The organism is Flagellimonas alginilytica, from assembly GCF_042134605.1.
In the GTDB taxonomy this organism is placed as follows: Bacteria; Bacteroidota; Bacteroidia; order Flavobacteriales; family Flavobacteriaceae; genus Flagellimonas; species Flagellimonas alginolytica.
Genome location: NZ_CP169638.1, coordinates 552,727 through 572,873, shown reverse-complemented (window position 1 = coordinate 572,873; position 20,147 = coordinate 552,727). Strand labels below are relative to the sequence as shown.

The 20,147-nt window shown below is 42.6% G+C and carries 15 protein-coding genes and 1 pseudogene; 9 read left to right on the top strand and 7 right to left on the bottom strand.

Translation table 11 applies throughout. The features are described from left to right. Positions 1 to 270: 270 nt before the first annotated feature. The 4 genes from ABTP35_RS02535 (at position 271) to ABTP35_RS02520 (ending at position 4,605) form a co-directional block, all read left to right on the top strand. On the top strand, positions 271 to 855 hold the full coding sequence (locus tag ABTP35_RS02535) for a hypothetical protein (protein WP_293294146.1): 585 nt from the start codon (positions 271 to 273) through the stop codon (positions 853 to 855). Positions 856 to 914: 59 nt separating this feature from the next. Continuing rightward, positions 915 to 1,955, top strand: coding sequence for a histidine kinase (locus tag ABTP35_RS02530; protein ID WP_293294148.1), 1,041 nt, complete (start codon positions 915 to 917; stop codon positions 1,953 to 1,955). Further along, positions 1,955 to 2,677, top strand: a complete 723-nt coding sequence (locus ABTP35_RS02525) for a LytTR family DNA-binding domain-containing protein (RefSeq protein ID WP_293294150.1) — start codon at positions 1,955 to 1,957, stop codon at positions 2,675 to 2,677. Before ABTP35_RS02530 ends, ABTP35_RS02525 begins: the two co-directional genes overlap by 1 nt. A gap of 86 nt (positions 2,678 to 2,763) precedes the next feature. Beyond that, positions 2,764 to 4,605, top strand: coding sequence for a CocE/NonD family hydrolase (locus ABTP35_RS02520; RefSeq protein ID WP_293294152.1), 1,842 nt, complete (start codon positions 2,764 to 2,766; stop codon positions 4,603 to 4,605). Positions 4,606 to 4,764: 159 nt separating this feature from the next. On the opposite strand, the pseudogene ABTP35_RS02515 reads toward ABTP35_RS02520, so the two are convergent. Both ABTP35_RS02515 and ABTP35_RS02510 read right to left on the bottom strand, forming a co-directional pair. Beyond that, positions 4,765 to 6,114 (bottom strand): annotated as a pseudogene (locus ABTP35_RS02515) (Fic family protein). After that, positions 6,114 to 6,503 (bottom strand): hypothetical protein, encoded by a 390-nt coding sequence (locus tag ABTP35_RS02510; RefSeq protein ID WP_375334429.1) that lies wholly within the window; start codon positions 6,501 to 6,503, stop codon positions 6,114 to 6,116. Before ABTP35_RS02510 ends, ABTP35_RS02515 begins: the two are co-directional and overlap by 1 nt. A 125-nt stretch (positions 6,504 to 6,628) precedes the next feature. Between ABTP35_RS02510 and ABTP35_RS02505 the strand changes: the two genes are divergently transcribed. The 5 genes from ABTP35_RS02505 (at position 6,629) to ABTP35_RS02485 (ending at position 10,764) form a co-directional block, all read left to right on the top strand. Beyond that, positions 6,629 to 8,725, top strand: a complete 2,097-nt coding sequence (locus ABTP35_RS02505) for a DEAD/DEAH box helicase family protein (RefSeq protein ID WP_375334428.1) — start codon at positions 6,629 to 6,631, stop codon at positions 8,723 to 8,725. Positions 8,726 to 8,811: 86 nt separating this feature from the next. Beyond that, the gene (locus tag ABTP35_RS02500) at positions 8,812 to 9,060 is read left to right on the top strand and encodes a hypothetical protein (protein WP_375334427.1); all 249 of its coding nucleotides are present in this window, start codon (positions 8,812 to 8,814) and stop codon (positions 9,058 to 9,060) included. 63 nt (positions 9,061 to 9,123) lie between these two features. Next, positions 9,124 to 9,390, top strand: coding sequence for a transposase (locus ABTP35_RS02495; RefSeq protein ID WP_199913404.1), 267 nt, complete (start codon positions 9,124 to 9,126; stop codon positions 9,388 to 9,390). A gap of 20 nt (positions 9,391 to 9,410) precedes the next feature. After that, positions 9,411 to 10,241, top strand: a complete 831-nt coding sequence (locus ABTP35_RS02490) for an IS3 family transposase (RefSeq protein ID WP_375334426.1) — start codon at positions 9,411 to 9,413, stop codon at positions 10,239 to 10,241. Positions 10,242 to 10,335: 94 nt separating this feature from the next. Next, complete coding sequence (locus ABTP35_RS02485) at positions 10,336 to 10,764, top strand: ubiquinol-cytochrome c reductase iron-sulfur subunit (protein ID WP_375334425.1); 429 nt, start codon at positions 10,336 to 10,338, stop codon at positions 10,762 to 10,764. Between the two features lie 6 nt (positions 10,765 to 10,770). On the opposite strand, the gene ABTP35_RS02480 is transcribed toward ABTP35_RS02485, so the two are convergent. From ABTP35_RS02480 to ABTP35_RS02460, 5 genes are all read right to left on the bottom strand, one after another. Further along, positions 10,771 to 11,574 carry a DUF6503 family protein gene (locus tag ABTP35_RS02480; RefSeq protein WP_375334424.1) on the bottom strand — a complete coding sequence of 268 codons (804 nt, stop codon included), beginning with the start codon at positions 11,572 to 11,574 and terminating at the stop codon, positions 10,771 to 10,773. Between the two features lie 31 nt (positions 11,575 to 11,605). Continuing rightward, a complete protein-coding gene (locus ABTP35_RS02475; protein ID WP_375334423.1) occupies positions 11,606 to 14,146 on the bottom strand; it encodes a spermidine synthase in 2,541 nt (846 codons plus the stop codon). A 97-nt stretch (positions 14,147 to 14,243) separates the two neighbouring features. Then, positions 14,244 to 15,581 (bottom strand): hypothetical protein, encoded by a 1,338-nt coding sequence (locus tag ABTP35_RS02470; RefSeq protein ID WP_094997506.1) that lies wholly within the window; start codon positions 15,579 to 15,581, stop codon positions 14,244 to 14,246. A 19-nt stretch (positions 15,582 to 15,600) separates the two neighbouring features. Continuing rightward, complete coding sequence (locus ABTP35_RS02465; protein WP_375334422.1) at positions 15,601 to 18,864, bottom strand: SusC/RagA family TonB-linked outer membrane protein; 3,264 nt, start codon at positions 18,862 to 18,864, stop codon at positions 15,601 to 15,603. Positions 18,865 to 18,968: 104 nt separating this feature from the next. Next, complete coding sequence (locus ABTP35_RS02460) at positions 18,969 to 20,120, bottom strand: FecR family protein (protein ID WP_166248850.1); 1,152 nt, start codon at positions 20,118 to 20,120, stop codon at positions 18,969 to 18,971. Positions 20,121 to 20,147: the final 27 nt, after the last annotated feature.

Genomic DNA, 20,147 nt, shown 5'->3' with positions numbered 1-20,147 from the left:
CACAAAATCTTATAGTTTGTTTTTTGTTTTAATTGAACAGGGTCAAACCAAAAAAAGGAGGTATTGTAAATCCTTGTATGGTATCAACTTATAGTATTCAGTAAGTGTAAAGGGTTCTTTTATTTATATAAAAGCTTATTGGTACCTCGGGTTACCAACTATTTTCTGCCATTTAACCCCATAAACCTGCACTCCTGTACTTTTACTATACAGAGTTGGATGATTTTCATTGCTTTGTATCAAGTTATTCATCAATCAAAAAACGAACAAATGAGAAAAGGAGTAATTGCAAAACTTGTATTGGTATTGATTTTCACTAGCTGTGCATCAAAAAAAACCAATGAACCCATTGTAAAAGATTACCAAATGGGAGAAAAATGGACTTGGAAATGGGAACGAAAAGTAGATGGTGAAGTTCGGGCAGAAGGCGAGGATGTACAAGAAGTTGTTAAATACAAGGGTACTTTGGGGCTGTGGAACGGAACGGATACCCTTCAAATTCCTACTGAAATAAATAAAAACCAGAGCAGTACACCATTTAGGAGTTGGCCTTTGCAAGTAGGAAAAAAATGGAAGTATGTTTCGGAATGGGCGAACAACGAGGGAACCACCGGAAAGACCAGTCAGGATGTTGAAGTTGTTTCCTTTGAAGAACTGAATGTAGAAGCAGGGAAATTCGAGGCCTATAAAATTGAATATAAAGGGATTGTGACAAATTCAAGAGGTTTTAAGGGTGAGATGACCGATATTTGGTGGTATGCCCCAGCATTGAAAACATACATCAAACATATAAATGATGATGGTTATGGTTTGTATACCAATGAATTGACCAGTTATTCAAAAGCCGGGGAGTAATATTTTTTTTAGGATAAAGTACATTTCAAATACGAGCATTGGAAAATAAAGGCACACATATGGGATTATCACTTTATTGGAAATGCCAACTTATAGGTTGGGGCGTGGTATCCTTGTTGTGGCTTTATATTGCACTGGACAGAGACCAATTTACCGTTTCCCATGCCATGATCAACTATGTGCTCGATGTTTCCATCTGTATTGGGCTTACCCACGCATATAGGACCATAGCATTGCATTTTAAATGGAATCAAATGGGCATTAGACCATTGTTGAAAAAGCTCATACCATCCATATTCGTTTTGGCCGTTTTGTTCATGCAGCTCATGAATTTAAAAACATCGGCATATATCTACTTGGTCAATGAGGTAAATGTCTTTGTGGAAAATATCTTGGTTTGGAACCCGGTTTTGATCACAGGTTTGAGGCATATGGCAATTTGGGTACTCGCCTATCACGCCTATCATTTTTATATGAGAGAAGTAAATACGACAAAAGTAAATGCCCAACTTACCATCAAAGCAAAGCAAAGTCAGTTGGATAATTTATCGGCACAGCTCAATCCTCATTTCTTGTTCAATTCTTTGAACTCGATCAAGGCGCTGGTTGTTGAGAACCCGACCGGAGCAAGAAGGGCCATCGATTTGTTGTCCGATCTATTGCGTACATCGCTCTACGATAAGGAGCACTTGACCATTTCCATAGCCGAAGAAATGGCTTTGGTAAACGATTATGTAGAGTTGGAAAAGCTTCGGTTTGAAGAACGATTGACCATTAATATGAACCTTGACAAATCCCTCGATAAAGTAAAAATTCCACCTTTGAGTATCCAACTATTGGTGGAGAACGCCATAAAGCATGGGGTGGACAAACAAATACAAGGAGGTACGGTAGATATTTCAGTTCAAAAAAAGGAGGGTTATGTCGTGGTTCAGGTAAAGAATCCTGGGGTCTTCTTAAAAGGAGAAGATGCGGGAGTAGGGCTTAAAAATCTAAGTGAACGCCTTTTGTTGCAATATGATGGTCTAGCGAAGATCGAGATTGCAACGCCTTCAGAAAATGTGGTTCTGGCCACTTTACTAATTCCAATTGAAAAATAATGGGCAACTATAGAACATTGATCATAGATGATGAACGCTTGGCTCGTGAAGAGGTACGAAGAGCACTGGAACACTATCCGGAATTTACCATAATTGGGGAGGCAAACAATGTGGAAGTAGCCAAAAAATTGGTGGAAAAGGAACAGCCGGACCTCATTTTTTTGGACATCCACATGCCCGGAAAATCAGGTTTTGATTTATTGGAGGAGTTGGGAACTGTTCCAGAAGTGGTGTTCACGACTGCCTATGATCAATATGCGGTTCAGGCCTTTGAAGTAAATGCACTGGATTATTTGGTAAAACCGCTTCGGGAAGAACGTTTTGCCAAAACCATCGAAAAAGTAAAGCTTGAGTTTAAAAAGCAGGAAGAAGAGCAGAAGGTACCCTTGGCGAGCCATCAAAAAATCTTTATTAAAGATGGCGAAAAGGTGTACTTTATTGCATTGGCGGAGGTTAGTTTAATCGAGTCCATGGACAACTATGCGCGGCTATATTTTGGTGATGAAAAACCTATGATCAAACGCTCGTTGAACCGATTGGAGAAGAGATTGGACCCCGACATTTTTTTTAGGGCAAATAGAAGTCAGATCATCAACACCGAGTACATTAAGGAAATTCAGCCCTATTTTAATAACAAACTACGACTTGTATTGACCACGGGGGAAATTGTTGATCTATCGAGTAGGCAATCCGTAAGCTTCAAAAAACGAAATAGTTTGTAGCCATTTACAAACAATCAAATTCAAAAACGAACAAAAAAAGCATACAGCAGTAGGACATCTATGTCCCAATCCTAACATCAATCAAAATGAAAAAATCAATCAGTTTAATAGCTTTTGGTATTGCAATAGTCCTTGTTTTTTTCGCTTCTTGCAAGGAGCAAAATCAAGTTCGGCCCCCTAGAATCATTACCGAAAATAATTCATCCTATCTGGTTCAGGATAGTATTTTGATCCCAACAGCCGATGGCGCAAATATCCATGCGATAATCGTTCGAAATTCCGAATTGGAGGAGCCAGCCCCAACTATTTTGTTCCACACCATTTATGCCCGTAAAAATGACCTGGACAGGGCAAAAATGGCGGCCGACCATGGGTATATAGGTGTGGTTTCGTACACCCGAGGCAAAGGATTGAGCCCGGATTCGATTGTACCCTATAAATATGAGGCAAAAGATGCGTATGAAGTAATCGACTGGATCAGCAAACAGGATTGGAGCAATCAAAAGGTGGGGATGTACGGTGGAAGTTACGTCGGGTTTACCCAATGGGCCGCGGTAAAATACAAGGTACATTCAGCGCTTAAAACTATTGTGCCCTCCGTTTCGGCAGCACCCGGTATAGCCGAACCTATGGAGAATGGCATTCATTGGAACTTTCATTATCCTTGGAACCATTATGTGTCCAACAACAAGTATTTGGACACCACTTTGTATAACAATTGGCAACGTTGGAACAATTTGAACTTGAAATGGTTTGAAACCGGCGTAGCTTACAAAGCAATGGATAGCTTGGATGGATTGCCCAATCCACAGTTTCGAGAGCGCTTATTACACCCAACATATGATGATTATTGGCAAAACATGATGCCCTACAAAGAAGAATTTGCCCATATCAATATTCCTGTTTTGGCCACGACTGGATATTATGATGGGGGGCAAGTGGGAACACAGTATTATTTAAAAGAACATACCAAATTCAATACAAATGCATCACATTATCTAGTGATTGGACCCTACACCCATTTTGGGGCCCAGGAGAAACCTAATCGTCATATTATGGGATACGATATTGATCCAGTGGCCCAAATTGATATCACAAGCTTGATCTTTGAGTGGTTTGATCATATTTTAAAAGGAAAAGCCAAACCAGCATTGTTACAGGATAAAATCAATTATCAGGTAATGGGAGCGAACAAATGGGGTCATGCCCCTTCTTTGCAGGCCATGGCAACTGATACTTTAAAGTATTATTTGGGCAATGGGCGTTCGGGTGTAACTTTCGCATCTTTGTTTGGAACGGGAAACAATGACAAGGATGAACATTACACTCTCTCCCAGCAACCCTTGGATTCCAGCGAATATTTGGAACAGGTCATAGATTTCACAGACCGTAGCAATCGAACTTGGAATTCGAGTGGATGGCGGGCTATTGTTGCGGATAGCCTTATGGTTGGCGGTGGTTTTTCTTTTGTCACCCAACCTTTTGAATCCGATGTTGAATTGAACGGATCCTTTGGTGGCGAAATTTCGGTGTCCATTAACAAAAAAGATTTTGATTATACGGTAGTCTTGTTTGAACAGACCCCAGATGGTAAATTCTTTGCCTTGACCTTGCCCTATAAGGCTAGGGCAAGTTTTGCGCATAGTCTTGAGAAACGGCAGTTGTTGATACCCAACAAGAAAACAAAACTTCCTTTTGGCATTGTGCGGATCACCAGTAAAAAGATAAGCAAGGGCAGTCGTTTGGTAGTGGTCGTCAACGGAAACAAAGAACCCTTTACGGAAATAAATTATGGAACGGGAAAAAATGTCAGCGAAGAAACCATCAATGATGCGAAAGAGCCTTTGATCATTAAATGGTATGGGGATGGTTATATTGAAATACCGTTAAGGATAGATAGTAATACGATTGGAAATGTAGGAGATTAATATACAGGGGTGCCAAAAATAAAAAGGAGCTATTTTTAATAGCTCCTTTTCTGTGACCTCGGCAGGACAAAGTTCTAACTTTTTGAAGGAAGATATTGAGATAATTATCGATAAATCACTTCGCATAAAAAGCGCTTGATTTCAAAGTGTCGGTAAATTTCATTGGGCTTTTCTGTCCCTACCTTTTTGAGTCAGTTTATATTTCTGTTTACTACTATTGGGTTTATCAGGAATTGTTAATTCGATAAAGCCCAACGCTATGGCCGGTTGCAAGTAGTTATATAAGAATGTAGGGCGGTGTTTAACTTCAACCAATTCCATTATTTCTGCTCGTGAATATTCTTCACCGTTCATCACTTTAATAAGGGTTTCAACTTGTTCGGTGACTTGTTCGGTGACTTGTTCGGTATCTTGTTCGGTGGAGTGGACAGGTTCTTCCGAGGGAAGCACCATTCGCAAGAAATTATCGGAGAACTGGAAACACTCCTTACCATAAGACTCCAAGATTCTTGGAATACCCGACCCTAATTGTTCAACCAAGTCCAAATCTTTGAAAATCCGCATCAGTTCCTTGTTGCGCGGAACGGAAAAGCCTTCAAAAAACTCACTTTCGCTTAACCCTTCAGGCAAAGACCCAACGGAAGTGATTTCTATCCTATCCTGAAATATCTCGAATTTGGGTGCTATTTCTCGAGTTTAATCATTATGGACGAAGGCATTAATAATGGCTTCGCGAAGAGCAATACTGTTCCAAAGACGTTTTTCCAAACGCTCTTTAGAAGTGATTTGAGTGATGGTGCGGTTTTCCAATCCTATTTTATCAAGTACACTTTTAGTGGCCTTGACTAGCGATACATAGCCATACTCGTTGCTTTCCGCTAAATCTACCCGTGTACCGCCTTTGTACTTGGCTACTTTTACAGAGATATTGTTTTCATCTGCCAATAGGTAACCCGCATAATTTAAATCACCTTGCGGAGTCAGGAGTTCCAAGTTCTTTTTTAACTGTTTATTGAGTGGTTTCCGTTTTTCTTCGTAATAAATGCGCAGTTGTTCAAAGCTAACATTCTGTCTGTTGGCCTTTATCTTGCCAATGGAATTACGTGTACGGGAGGCGAACAATTCCTCGATCATTTTCTGGGGCATGGGCTCGGCAGCCGTACCAATGCGGAGGTAACAGCCTTTCTCGGTCATCCCGTATTTTTTCTTGAAGTATGGTTTTTCGCTGCCGCTGGCTACGATGATCTTGATGATAGTTTTGCCATCTTTTTCTTCGGTCACTACATCGAACAGACCCATGGCCGAAGGGGAGATGTTGTTTTTTATACGGTCTTTTATTTTAAGCATATCGGCATCCGGGTCGGCCACGCCTACGGTTTTACCCTTTTTGTCAATACCGATATAGATCAAACCGCCCTCATGGTAATTTAAAAACGCCACCACTTCTTTTTCCAAATCCAAGTCTTTGGTCAGCTCACGTTTGTATTCTATGCGGTTGGTTTCAGGCATCACGCGTTTTTAGTTTTCATGGTAATCATTTGACCTATGATGATACTATTAAAATGATTTTCTTGAGTTTGGGTCTTCACTTGAAGAATGTTGTTCGCTGTACTATAATCAACAATGACATTGTTGTATTCTGGGAATCTTTCTATTTTGTAATCAACCATTTTGTCAATGACATCATGATAATTATGATTTTTTAGTTCTTTTTCAAACAAATTGTTATTCATCAAGAATTCTTTGTTATTCGCTAAATTCCAAGCATCGATTCCAACCTCCAACGTATCCTCGAATGTCAGTTCGCTGGACAGTTGTTCATCAAATTCTTGCACAAGTTCCATTAGCATCTCGGAATATTTCGGCCCCGTATTTCTGATGATTGTTTCTTCTTCCATTTTAATGACTTTATTAACAAATTTAGATGTTTCACGCATCGAATCCAACCGAGTTTCATCTTAACAGTTCGTAGTATAAATACATTCGAAGTAATACTTACCTTAGAGGCTATCCTTATTTTCAGATGTCAACCAACCTATATTTCAACGAAAAAATTCGATTGTTCCGGTCACTTTTTAAAGGTCGGGAGGATGTCTTTGCGACAAGATGGGAAAAGGGAACCAAAAGCGGCTACATACCTGCCTATTTTTACGACCCCTATCGGTACAGGATGCATAAAATCAATGGGGGAACGTTCAAAAACTTAGCTGAAAAATCATATTTGTCCTTGACCGATGACCAGATTTCGAAACATCTCCTAGGCGAACATTTGATAGGGATGTACCCTTTGCTACAGGACAATACTTCGTGGTTTATTGCCGCCGATTTCGATAAGGAAAACTGGAAAAAGGAATGTACCGATTTCATTCAAATTTGTAGGTCAAATAGTATTCCCGCGTATTTGGAGCGATCCCGTTCCGGCAATGGCGGCCATGTCTGGGTATTCTTTGAACAACCTTATCCGTCTGTAAAAAGTCGCGTTATATTCAAACATCTTCTCGAAGAGAGCGGGGCATTCTCCATTTTTGATACGACTTCGAGCTTTGATCGTCTGTTCCCCAATCAAGATTTCCTTTCCGGGAAGGGGCTGGGCAACCTTATCGCCTTACCGCTTCACGAACCCCATGTCGCCCAGGGGAATAGTTGTTTTATCCATCCGGAATCATTCGCTCCTTATGGCGATCAATGGAGCTTCTTAAAACAAATCGAGCGAACAAGCATAACAGACCTCGAATCGTTACATAGCTCAATTGTTCGAAAAGATGAGAGCAATGGCTTGAAAGAGCCGATGCCCTACACGAAACTGGTCATTTCTTTGGATAAAGATGTTCGGCTGACCAGAACGGGTATGCCGTTGCCGCTTATCAACTTTATCAAAGCGAATTTCAATGTGCCCAATCCCGAATATTTCGTCAAGAAAAAGATGGGTAAAAACGTTTGGGGCACAGACCGTACCTTTAACTTAATTTCAGAATCCGGGCAGCATGTTATTTTACCAAGAGGGGCGATTGGGCGACTTATCCGTTTTTGTAAAGCTCAAAAGATTGATTTTGAATTTCAGGACAGGAGGGCAAAATTGGAAGATGTACTTTTCACCTTCGGAGCCGCATTGTACAAACATCAGCAAGCCATTATACCTTCCATTTCCAAAAAGGATTTTGGGGTGATAGTTGCCCCTCCCGGATCGGGAAAAACCATCATCGCACTCAAAATCATTGCTGAAAAACAGCAAGCCGCTTTGATTGTGGTACATCGGAAACAATTGTTCCAACAATGGATGGAACGTATCGAATCGTTTCTGCAAATCCCTAAAAATGAAATCGGTAAGATCGGACAGGGCAAGACGAAAATAGGAAAAGCGGTTACGGTCGCGATGGTCCAAAGCTTGCAGAAAAGAGTCGAAGACCTGGAAGTCCAAGAAAACTTCAAGACAGTCATCATCGACGAGTGCCATCATATTCCTGCCAAAACCTTTGACACCACGATTTCCAAACTTGCCCCTTACTATCAATATGGTCTTACGGCAACCCCGTTTAGAAAAAACGGTGATGGCAAACTTATTTTTGCCCATCTGGGCGAATTGATCGCCGAAATAAGACCACAGGACATCGAAACCTACCAAAAGGCCAGGGTAGTCATCAGGAATACCGATTTGAATGTTCCCTATAACCCAAAAACCGATGCTTTTGAAACCTTGTCAAAAGTACTGGTACACGATTCTGTCCGAAACAAGGCCATTGTTACAGATATAGGGTTGGAAATCGCCAAAGGCAAAAGGGTGGTCGTCATAACGGAACGAAAGGAACATATTGCAATACTGTATCAATTATTAAAGCAAAAGTTCGAGGTAATATCGTTGAGCGGCGATGATTCCGAAAGTGATAGGAATCTGAAATGGAAAATACTCAAGGAAGGCAGTTATCAAGTACTGGTCACCACGGGCCAGTTTTTTGGGGAAGGAACCGATATCCAAAATGCGCCCTGTCTTTTCTTGGTTTACCCATTTGCGTTCAAGGGAAAACTGATCCAATATATCGGAAGGGTGCAACGCTCCGAAATCGCCCCGTTGATCTATGATTATAGGGATTATAAAATACCCTATCTCGACCGACTTTTTTAAAAAGGAATACGTATTACCGTAATTTTTATAGACAAGAAACACTTTTCGACCAATTTGGTTTGGACACAACCAAAATGAAGGGTAGTATGATAGTCAGTAAAAAAATCAAGGTACCCATCGAGAAACTCGATTTCCGTTTTGGCTCAATCGCATTCACCTACAAGGAAACCAAATTTCCGATGGCACTGGAGTTCGAAATCGAGAACGATTACATCCGGCCTGAATTTGATGTGTTGAAACCCTACTTCGTCAAGGTACTCGGTTCGAAAACTGTAGAAGTATCGATTAAAGCCGAATTTGAAATGAATGAGGTGGTGGCGCAGTTGGCAATGTAACCCTCCCTAAAAGTCGGACTGGTCTGAATTAGACAAAAAGTTTAATTTTAACAGTCAGATATTATGAAGAGAACCAAGTTTACCGAGAGCCAGATCGTATCCTGCATCAAGCAGCACGAATCAGGGGTCAAAGTGGACCAGATCTGTAGGGATATGGGCATCCACAAGGCCACATTTTACAATTGGAAGAAACGATATTCGGGGATGGACAGCCTCGAGCTCAAGCGCCTGAAGGAACTTGAGGAGGAGAACCGCAAGCTCAAGCAGATGTATGCGGACATGGCCCTTGACAACAAGATGCTCAAGGACGTGCTCTCAAAAAAGTGGTAGGCTCCGGTGAGAGGAAAAACATGGTGGCCTACCTAGGGGAATATTACAGGGTAAGCATCACCAGGGCCTGCAGGACATTGACGTTCCCAAAATCGATGTACTATTACCGCTCCGTGAAAGATGACAGTGAGGTGATCGACAAGTTGCTGGAGCTTTCCGTGGCCAAGCCAAGGGAAGGACAGGACAAATACTATCAGCGGATAAGACTGGAAGGCCATAAATGGAACAAGAAGCGGGTCAGACGGGTATACCTGATGCTGGGCCTGAACTTGAGGAGAAAGACCAAAAAGAGGGTGCCCAAGCGGGTCAAGGAGCCCTTGGTGCTGCCCGATGGTCCGAACATGACATGGTCCATGGACTTCATGAGCGATTCATTGGTGCACGGGAGAAGGTTCAGGACCTTCAACATCATCGATGACTTCAACAGGAAGGCCATCGGCGTTGAGGCCGAGTTCAGTTTCCCTGCCATGGGCGTGGTACAGGTATTGAAGAGGGCCATCGGGGAACACGGTAGGCCCGAAAAGGTCAGGGTGGACAACGGGCCCGAGTTCCTTGCGCTCGATTTCACGAGATGGTGCGGGGCCCAAGGGATAGATATCCAGTACACACAGCCGGGAAGGCCCATGCAGAACGGGTTCATTGAACGGTTCAACCGTACCTACAGACAGGATGTACTTGATGCACATCTGTTCGAGGATATTTCACAGGTACGCATATTGACCGAGGAATGGATAAAGGATTACAACATGAAACGGCCACACGAGGCCCTGGGTGGGATAACCCCGGAACGCTATGAAAAGGAATTCTCTTCCAAGCAAGCTTGCTTGGAAGAACAAACAAAAGTTGTCTAACCAATGGTCCGAGAAAAGGGAGGGTTACAACTACACATGTGTTCTTTGCATACGATTTTTTAGCAAAAGACGTTTATTTATAAAAGTCTTTGTTATGGAAAGAAAACAATTTTTACAGAATCTAGGGGCAGGTGCAGCCTTTGCCCTTGTTTTTCCCTGTTTGAACGGATGTTCAAAAGACGGTGCGGTGGGGGGGCTTCCAGTCCCTACAGGAATTGATTTTACGGTCGATCTTGACTCTCAGGAAGGTGCCCCTTTACAGAATAATGGGGGCTTTATCTTGAAGCAATTTGTGGTGGTGGCCAAAAACTTGGAGGGGCAGTATGTGGCGGCCAGTCAGATATGCAGTCATCAACAGACCGAGGAAGTTAGGTTTGTGGAGAACGACGGCGGTATTTACTACTGTTCTACCCATGGCGCACGGTTTGACCAAACCGGAAAGCCCTTGAACAGTATTACCAGTAATCCCTTGAAAATATTCAATACAGAACTTACCGGAAACATACTTCGGGTCTTTGAATGAATTGGACTAGGTTCTGGGTATCTTTTCAATTTTCACATTTTTCAATTCGATGAGCGAGAGCTCCTCCAGTTGGTCATTTTCAAAAGCCTTCTCGATTTCATCAAAATCAATGCCGTCCTTTATTTTAGGTTGTAGGTTACGGTAATCCTGTATTACGACCCCATTAACGTTGCGCTGGTTGTATGCTTCCCGAAACCGCATTCCCCCTTTGCCAGTAAAGTATTTGTAAGCCAGATAATCCATACTATAATCCTCAACATCGAACCAATAGAGGAACACATCCTCAAAATCATCGCCACCGCCCTCTTGCTTAAAAGTAACACGGATTTTATAGTACTCCTTACTTTTTATCACGCTTCTACCTTGGTCTTCTACAATGACCGCGGGGTCTTTGAGCCAAAGGGGCAAAAACGCAAAGTACATCACTGAATTTACCGAATTGGTATAGGCTTTCTCTCTTTTTTCGGTAAGGCTTATCAAGGTATCGGCCACATAGCGGACCAGCCCCTTATTGGTATAGACATCCCGTATTTCCGTGCCATCGCCTTTCTTGCCGATTCTTGTGTATTCAAACCGCCCCTGGTTTCTTTTGTATTTATAATGATAATCCCGAAAATCAAATGAAGCCTTTGCATTTTTCAATTTTTCGGTTCCCGAAACTGCTATGGCCTTATCGATGATATCTTGTTGCGCAAAGGAAAGACTAAAAGATAGTATGGATATGATTATTGGAATCGAAAAAAAGAATGGTTTGTTGCTTACTTGTTTCATATAGTTCTTGATCGGTCCAGTTGTTTTTTGGTAATTCATTTTATTTCTTGTTTGTTGGTATTCCCTTATTCTATTCATCAATAGCTTTGGTCTCCGTCTGTAAAAAGTCCGGTGCCAAGAACTGTATCTGTTCCCGTATTTTTTTTGCCTTATCTTCTTCCCCGGTACTGACATATCGCAAATAACGATGGTAAAGCGCCCCCACTTTTACAAATCGAATTTCTTCCTCTGCTAAGTTGGAAAGATAGGGGTCTTTCCCAGCAGGAAGATTAGTATTTAATAAGGTCAACAAATCATCCAACTCCTTGCCTGTAATATAGCTTGCACTGCCCGAATTGGCTTGTTGCGATAGAATAGGTGCCTTAAATTCAATAGACCTTCTGTCATCGGTATTCAGTTCAACACCCGACAACCGATTTCTAATGGCCTCCAAGTTACCTAGATAAAAAAGACCGGCCATGTGGTTGTTTTCCGGGTCAATTTGCTTACCCACTACATGGACAATATTTTTGCGTAAGGTATTATCGTTAAGCTGTGAGCCTGCTTCCTGGCCAACGAGTACGATACTGGCCCGGTCCTTGGAAAAATCGGCCCGCCAGAGTGTCACTTGTGGATAAACGGCTGCAAATGTAGCGGCAATGGTATTGAAGTTCTCAGGTGTAAGCTGGTATAGCGGTAACCATTGCGCAAAGATGCCACCGGGCGATAATCGCTTTTTAACTTGTTCAAAATGTTCAAGGGTGTAAAGACTTCCCGTACCTGCATGCCACGGGGTAAAAAGGTCTCCGATAATAACGTCGAATTTCTTATTGGCGCCCAGAAGAAAGTTTCTGGCATCGTCAGCTACTATATTCGCCCGTTTATCTTTGAAAAGTCCATTGGTCCAAGGTGAAAAATAACGTTTTGCCGCAGTAACCACGTTGGACACCAGTTCAACGGCTACTACATTTTCTACATCATGGTTAAACGCCGCACCTGCCGTGATGCCGGTCCCCAGTCCCAAAAACGCCACATTTTTAGGTGCTGGATGTATCATAAGCGGAACATGGGCCTGCATTTGCTCGACCAAAAACGATTTCGAATCCCCGAGCACATAAAAATTATCTAATCGCATCTCTAAATTTCCCGCCAATTGTATTATAGAGACGACACCGTCGCTTGATTGCCAATAATCCAGTACTTTTTCTCCTGTTTTCAATTGTACAAGAGGTGGGTTTTTCAACACGAATATTCCGAAAATCAATGCAACTGGTAATAAAAGTTGAATAATTTTCTTTTTTCCGGATGCTGGGAAAACAATCAATAGAGCTAAGATGCCATACAGAACAGCAATGATTTTTATACTATTCCAGAGGCCGACCAAATCAAGTAGAACAAAACCTGCCACTACCGGCCCCACAAAGCCGCCCAACGAATTGTAGAGTACTAATTTGCCCGCGATTATCCCAGATGGCATATGGATTGTAGGGGCCGCTTTCAACAGAAAGGGAAACACGGCACCTAAAATAATAGTTGGAGGCATAATTACTATTAGGCTTAGTTTAAAGACGGACCATATATATGTAAGCCAAGATGCGTTCACTGCAAGGTACTCAAGTCCGTTTGTCACAGTACTGAATACCGTTGGAGATATTCCTATCAAAATTGCGGCCGAGGCCAACAATAAGATCAAAAGTTTTGTTGACGGCGCCCTTAGCCTTACCAGCACATGGGATAAAATACCGCCAAGCCCTAGGGATAAAAGGAACACTACCAATATTGCAGCGAACGAATAGACCGAATTTTGTAAAACTTGGGCGAACATTTTAGTCCATAAGGTTTCGGCCGCTAGTGCCAAGGCCCCGGAAAAAAAGGCGACCGTGATGAATTGGCCATAACCCAATTCGGATGTATCGTAAGTGGATTTTTCGTGCTTTTCAGGCCAATCGAAGGCTTCAAGAGTAGCGGGGCGGGGAGTCTTATAAAAGCGGTCGATAACAAGCGCCAGAACCCCTACGGAAAGAGCCAGGGCCATGGCAAAGCTATAGGTTGCACTGACCCCGTACCTAGCTAACAAATAAAACGCGGCAGCAAAAGCACCTAGAGCGGCCCCTAAGGTATTTACGGCATACAAAATCGTTCCACGTCTTGAAAGGTCAATTCGGTTTTTCCCGATGTACTGTGCCAAAACGGGAAAGGTGCCTCCCATTAAAAATGAAGGAAAAAAAAGTAATGAAATACCAAATACAAACTTGATGACTAAGAGAACGCTTCTTGAAACCCCTAAAAAAGATACGATATCAGAATAGTACTTTTCGTAGAAATGGAGGCCAGGAACCAACAAGAGTGCCGTTACGGCAATACCTAGCTCCATAAAGCCATATAAGCGAAGTGGACGTTTAAAACGGGCGGAAGCCTTGCCAAAAAACCGTCCCCCAAGGGCCAATCCGAGAAAAAAAGCGGATAATGTTGCAGCTGTTGCATACGCCGCATTCCCGAAAACAAGTCCCAGCCGGTACATCCAAATCACTTGGAATATAAGGCCAGCGGTGCCGGACAACAAAAACAAGGCACATAAGAAAATGAAGCTTCCAGAACGTTCAAATTTTGGAATCGCTAACAGGTTTTTCATAAAAAATGTAATTGACAACTTTGCCTTCAGCAAACTTAAAAAGAAAAGAGGCCCTAAAAAGCCTCCTCTCTTTTTTGTATGACATTTTCAAATATTTTCAATCCAAACAGCCAACATAATTGGGGTTGTTCGATTCTGACTGTGGGACTAGAAATTTAAGATTGGGATTATATTCCCCTCCCTTGAAATAAGGCCCCCATGGAAACACACTTGAGGGCATCATATCATAAACATCCACAAGTCTTCTTAGGTCTCCCAGTCGATGACCTGTACTGAACAACCAAAAGGCACGTTCTGAAAAATGGGCCAGCAACAGGTCTTCGCCACTAATTCCTGAGAGGTCTAACTCTGATAGACCCATTGCGGCCCTAAGTTCATTATGTATATTCTCGACGGTTTGGGCATCATCTGCACTAGCGGCCGCCTCGGCTTCGATCAACCTTGCTTCTATTCCTGAGGCCAAGGCCACGGGTACACTGGAGGAATTGAATTTGAGTTGGTTGTAATACAGGGTAATATCATCTTGTCCAAATTCCGTGCCCCCGTCCCAAGGTGTCCGGGGATCCATAGCGGAGCGGTACATTAGACCATTGCCGCCTTTGCCATCTGCTATAGAAAACTGACGGCGAACAGTGGTCATTATATAAATACCGTTCTCTTGTCTACGACTGTTGTCTGATTGTTCAATATTGTAAACAAAATCTGATGGAACAGCAGATACTTCGCCAGCCGCGGCATCAATTTGTCCTAGGCCCAAAAGGGAGCGGGCCTTGCCTAACCGCCCCAGGTTGGCCAATTTATCGTTGCTGCCGGCGTTGGTGATGGCTTGATCAAACCATTCGACCGCAGCATTAAACATTTGCTCAGTAGTCAAAGGCTCGCCATAGATCAATTCACCTCCGTCGGCAGGTGCCTTGCTAAAGGGAACCCCACCGCAAAAGGTTTCTGCGAACATGACATAGGCATACCCAACGATACTTTGCATCTCGCTTTCCACTTCTGGATTTCCGCCGAAATTGGCAAGAAGGTCTATAGTAGTTTCGGCCCCGGTTCGTGATCTGTGCAGGTTACCATAAATTGTATTTATGTCACCGTTAATATCTTGAAGGTTTCGGGTATCAGCCTCACGTCTAGTGGGGAAGGTTCCAGAATAACTATACTCATCAGCCATAAGGCCGCTCATAACGATTAGGCCCGTGGTAGCCCCATGGCCTGCTGCGGAACCGCTCATGGCCACGGCAAGATCTCCCAAAGAACCCGCGCGCAGGGTTTGTATACCGGCTTCGCTATTAAGCGATTCCGGTGTAACAATATCAGGATCTGTAACTTCTACCACCGAATCGCAAGATATACTCAACGATGTAAGTACAACCAAAACAACGACATTAAAGATCAATCTGGAATAGTTGTTTTTTATTTTCAGTAATGTTCTCATTTTCTTAGATTTTTTAATGTTAAAAAGATAGGTTTAGCCTTGCTTTCCAAGAACGCACGGGTGGTTGACTGAGAAATTCCTCAGTAGTAAAATTGGCTTGCCCCTCAGAACTTATTTCGGGATCAAGTCCCGTGTAGTCGGTCCATACACCCAAGTTTTGCCCGGAAAGCGTCAGGCTTATACGGTCAAAACCAAGTTGACTCGAAAAGGTGACAGGCGCATTATAGGTCAACGAAATTTCACGAAGCCTCCAAAACGAAGCATCTTCAATATAACCAGCATTAGTGCCCAAAAATTTTGATGCAACGGCCCTTGCCTGATCGGCAAGCGAGGCATTGGGATCGTTCAGTTCTTGGTTGTTACTATTCCCGTTTCGCCAAGAACCGGTGTTGTTATAAAGTTTTTGACCACCCCTGTAGTTTAGGAGTCCTCTTAGCACAAATTGATTTTCGAAAAAACTAAGTGTTGGGGTAAATGAAATATCAGTAGTGGCAAACGGCGTACCTAAGTACCCTACTTCCCCAACTTGTATCTCATCCTGCCCAATGAAACCATCGCCATTGGCATCGTTAAAAGTATAGGTTTCATCCCAGTAACCTCCAAGGGGAAAGCCTTCAACGTGACGTTGTTGACCAAAAATGACCGGTTGTATGCCCTCACCCAATTCTATCAATTCATTATCTATGAACGAACCCACAAAATCCACCCCAAAGAAAAACTTATCGGTTTCGATGATTCTTGTATTCAATCCAATTTCAATACCCGAGTTTTTAACGGAACCCAAATTTTCAAAGCGCCCTTCGCCCACGCCGAGCGATAAGGGCAATTGCCTAAATATAAGAGCATCTTCGGTACGTTTATTAAAATAGGTCATTTCAAAGCCAATTTTTTCGGACAATAGTTTCGCATCAAAGCCGAACTCAACTTCCGTTGACCGCTCTGGGGTTAAGTCGGAGTTTCCAACGCTGCCAATAGTGACCCCGGTAACACTTTGTCCGTCCAGTGTAGCGGCTATGGGATTGAAAAACCTCAGCGCATCATTGGTGCCCGGTTGTACCCCCGAGGCTCCCCAGGCTCCCCTAAGCCGTAACGAGCTTATGCCATATTTGTCGGAATCATTGAAAAATTCTTCTTCCGAAATCAGCCAAGAAGCACTCACTTTGGGGTAAAATACCGAATTGAACGAGGCACCAAAAGAACTCCCGCGATCGGCCCGTACGGCACCTGTCACGAACAATTTGTCATTAAAACCGATCTGTTCCTCCACAAAGACCCCTACGGTACGCGACTCGATGGTCTGTTCGTTACTTTGTGTTACTGCTGCCCCCGCAATAGAATTACTACCCGCAACCAACTGAAGACCGGTTGCGAAGGTGCCTTGCGAAAGATTCTGTAAATATTGGAATCCAAGGGAAGTTCTGGAATTTATGCCCTCCCAAAGATCTGTTTTGTAAGAACCTACGGCATCCAAAGTATAGACAAAATCGTTGAACCTATTAGAGAACCGGGCACCTTCGTCGTAGTTTAGAAAATCAGGGGCTTCACCCGTGGGGAAAAACTGACTGTCCCAACGGGATGTAAAATCTAGGCCTCCGGAGGCTCTTAGGTTCAATTTTTCAGAGGGTTGCCAAATGAGTTCAAGACCACTGGTAAAACGATTGATTATTTGCCGGGTGTCTATGGTAAACAGTTCATCGGGTGTAAATTCACCCCAACCGTTGTTGACATCTATGGTCGATGTACCATTTAGGCCCTGACTCATTAATGCGAGGGCAAAATTATCGTTCAAGGGAAGTTCCAGATTACTGTTGGTGTAGCCCGTGGTCAAATTTACCTTAAGGTCATCAGTAATCTTGGCTCCGAAATTTCCCCGGAAATTCGTTCTTTTTATGTTATTGACGGGCAACACGCCTTCACCGTCGGTAAGACTTCCCGAAAGGAAATAGGTGAGTACTTCCGAACCTCCCGATACGCTCAACCCACCGCCATAAGACTGTCCGGTTCTAAAAGGCGAGGTACGCGGGTCGTTCAAGGGCTGAAAAGAATTGACCGTACTGTGGACAAAAGTGCCTTCGGCCGCTTCAAAGTTGAAACCGGGATTGCCTGCTGCGTCAAGTGCCTGATAGTTTTTGGGATAGGTTGTTACATCTTCTACCAAACCGCTCTCGAAAAATGCAGACCATCTTGGTTCTCCTTGTTTACCTTTTTTAGTGGTAATACGAATTACACCGTTGGCCGCAATAGATCCGTATAATGTTGCCGCGGAAGGACCCTTGATGATTTCGATAGACTCAATATCCTCTGGGTTGATATCATTTAAACGGGAAGGGGATTGCCCACCTGTTTCAAAAGAGATTGAATTTGCCTCGTTATTAATCAAAATACCATCAACATAAATTACTGGTTCGTTGGAAAGGGATGCACTGTTCGAACCCCTGATCCTAATGCGCGAGCCCATGCCTGTAGAACCTCCACTACTTGAAATCTGAACGCCGGTCGCCTGGCCCTGAAGTAGGTCCGAGACATTGCTTATCGGCCGCTGCTTTACGTCATCGGCAACGTTGAGATTCGCAATGGAATTTCCCATCTCAACCTTACGGCGCGCACCGGTTGCGGTAACGATTACTTCGTTCAAATCCATTGAACTTTGCATCATGGCAACGTTAATTACGTCTGCTTGTTTTACACTGATTTCACGTGAGGAAAAGCCAATATAGGAGAACACAAGAATATCGCCCTCAGAAGCTTCTATTTCATATTCCCCATCAAAATTGGTGGAAACCCCCTTAGTGGAGCCCTTGATGACAATACTCACTCCACCTAAGGGAATATTGTCTTGATCGGTTACCGTGCCAGTTACCGTCATAGTTTGATCCGGAACCTTTGGAGGATTGGATGAGGCCGGACTTGTACCGGAATTCAACGTTTTGCCGTTTTCAACCAACACGATAAGTTTTCTTCTAATTTCAAAAGAAACATTGGTTTCCTTTAGAACTATTCCCATCAGTTCATCTATCTTGACTTTGTCGACGTTTACGGAAATACGTTTATTGATGTCTAAAGTGGAATTCTTATAAAGAATGTTGAAATCGGTCGTTTTCTCTATTTCTTCAAATACGGAGGCTATCGTAGCATCCTTCATGTTCATAGAAATATTGGATTTCTGGGAATACGTGTTATTTGCCTGAAGTTGAAAAAAGGCAACCAAAAGAAACAACATGGTAATTTTCATTTTCAGGTCTATTTTAATCGTAAAATACCTTTTACATAGTGTGTTTTTCATACTTTTGAGAGAGTTTAGAAATTGGTCAAATAGTTTTTAAATTCGTTTGGAATCATGGGATTGTTCCAGCAATCCCTGATTCTTTTAAGGTTCACTCCATACGCTTAGTTTTTAAGGTTAATTTTAATGTTATTGTTTTCAATGTTGTAGTCAAAACTTTTAATCCGTTGAAAAGCCTGTAGTATTTCCTCAATGGTTTCCGTTTTAAACCTTCCTGTATAACTTTCTTTGCTTACCTGCATATCCTTTATCTCGATTTTTACATCATAGTGCCTTTCAAGTTTTTTTGCGATATGATAAAAGTCTTCGTTCTTGAACAACAATATGCCATTTTTCCAAGCAATGTAACTGCTGACATCTATATTAGCAGTGGCTAGTTCATCATCGGAATAGGAATAGGAAGCCAGCTGATTCGGTTTTAGGATTACATCTCCCGAACCAATAGAATTATTCCGACCGACTGACAGACTACCTTCAACAAGTACCACTTGAATATGTTCGTCATCTCGGTAACTGGAAATATTAAATTCCGTCCCTAGGACCTTTGCATCAAGAAGCTGTGTGCTGACCGTAAATGGCCTTAAAGAATCTGAAGCAACGGTAAAGTAAGCTTCCCCTCTAAGAACAACATTCCTTGGGCCTTCGTCGTAAAATACCACTGGGTATGTAATTGAGGAACCCGAATTAAGGTATACTTCCGTACCATCGGATAGTACCAACTGAAACTTTTTCCCATAAGGTACATCCAAGGTGTTGAACACCAACCGATTCACCTTTTTTTGGTTCGATGCTACTTTTTTATAGGTAATTTTAGTGCCTTCTTGCTCTACCACATAGGCATTTGTAGTAGACACTATTCCGGTTGCCTTGTCATTTAAGGTTTCCTTTTTAGACCCATCTTCAAAAGTAATCGTGGCTTCTTTTTCAAGAATTACTTCAGGACTACGTTGCTCGTAAGCATAAATACCTAACATAAGAACGCCGACAAAAATCGCGGCGTACCTGAGTAGTAAGTTCCTTTTTTTGACCTTGCCTGCGACGAGTCTAGCTTGATTGAAGGCCGATGTCAGATTTTTCTTTAGGTGTTCCGTACTTTCTTCTTCTCCAGCCCCGGTTATTAGATGATGGAGTTCCACTTCTTCCTGAAAGCTAGATTTATTTTTATCGACCCATTTGGCCAAAATATCAATCTCATCCAAAGTTGCCGTATTGGCCAAAAATTTGTGTATGATAATTTCTATTTTCTTGTTTTTCATCGATGATTTTTAGGAAAGTCCCAATTC

Coding starts and splice junctions, on each gene's coding strand:
- ABTP35_RS02535 (WP_293294146.1), top strand. CDS start 271: ATGAGAAAAGGAGTAATTGCAAAACTTGTATTGGTATTGATTTTCACT.
- ABTP35_RS02485 (WP_375334425.1), top strand. CDS start 10,336: ATGGAAAGAAAACAATTTTTACAGAATCTAGGGGCAGGTGCAGCCTTT.
- ABTP35_RS02530 (WP_293294148.1), top strand. CDS start 915: ATGGGATTATCACTTTATTGGAAATGCCAACTTATAGGTTGGGGCGTG.
- ABTP35_RS02490 (WP_375334426.1), top strand. CDS start 9,411: ATGGTGGCCTACCTAGGGGAATATTACAGGGTAAGCATCACCAGGGCC.
- ABTP35_RS02470 (WP_094997506.1), bottom strand. CDS start 15,581: ATGAGAACATTACTGAAAATAAAAAACAACTATTCCAGATTGATCTTT.
- ABTP35_RS02510 (WP_375334429.1), bottom strand. CDS start 6,503: ATGGAAGAAGAAACAATCATCAGAAATACGGGGCCGAAATATTCCGAG.
- ABTP35_RS02480 (WP_375334424.1), bottom strand. CDS start 11,574: ATGAATTACCAAAAAACAACTGGACCGATCAAGAACTATATGAAACAA.
- ABTP35_RS02460 (WP_166248850.1), bottom strand. CDS start 20,120: ATGAAAAACAAGAAAATAGAAATTATCATACACAAATTTTTGGCCAAT.
- ABTP35_RS02520 (WP_293294152.1), top strand. CDS start 2,764: ATGAAAAAATCAATCAGTTTAATAGCTTTTGGTATTGCAATAGTCCTT.
- ABTP35_RS02465 (WP_375334422.1), bottom strand. CDS start 18,864: ATGAAAAACACACTATGTAAAAGGTATTTTACGATTAAAATAGACCTG.
- ABTP35_RS02505 (WP_375334428.1), top strand. CDS start 6,629: ATGTCAACCAACCTATATTTCAACGAAAAAATTCGATTGTTCCGGTCA.
- ABTP35_RS02475 (WP_375334423.1), bottom strand. CDS start 14,146: ATGAAAAACCTGTTAGCGATTCCAAAATTTGAACGTTCTGGAAGCTTC.
- ABTP35_RS02495 (WP_199913404.1), top strand. CDS start 9,124: ATGAAGAGAACCAAGTTTACCGAGAGCCAGATCGTATCCTGCATCAAG.
- ABTP35_RS02525 (WP_293294150.1), top strand. CDS start 1,955: ATGGGCAACTATAGAACATTGATCATAGATGATGAACGCTTGGCTCGT.
- ABTP35_RS02500 (WP_375334427.1), top strand. CDS start 8,812: ATGATAGTCAGTAAAAAAATCAAGGTACCCATCGAGAAACTCGATTTC.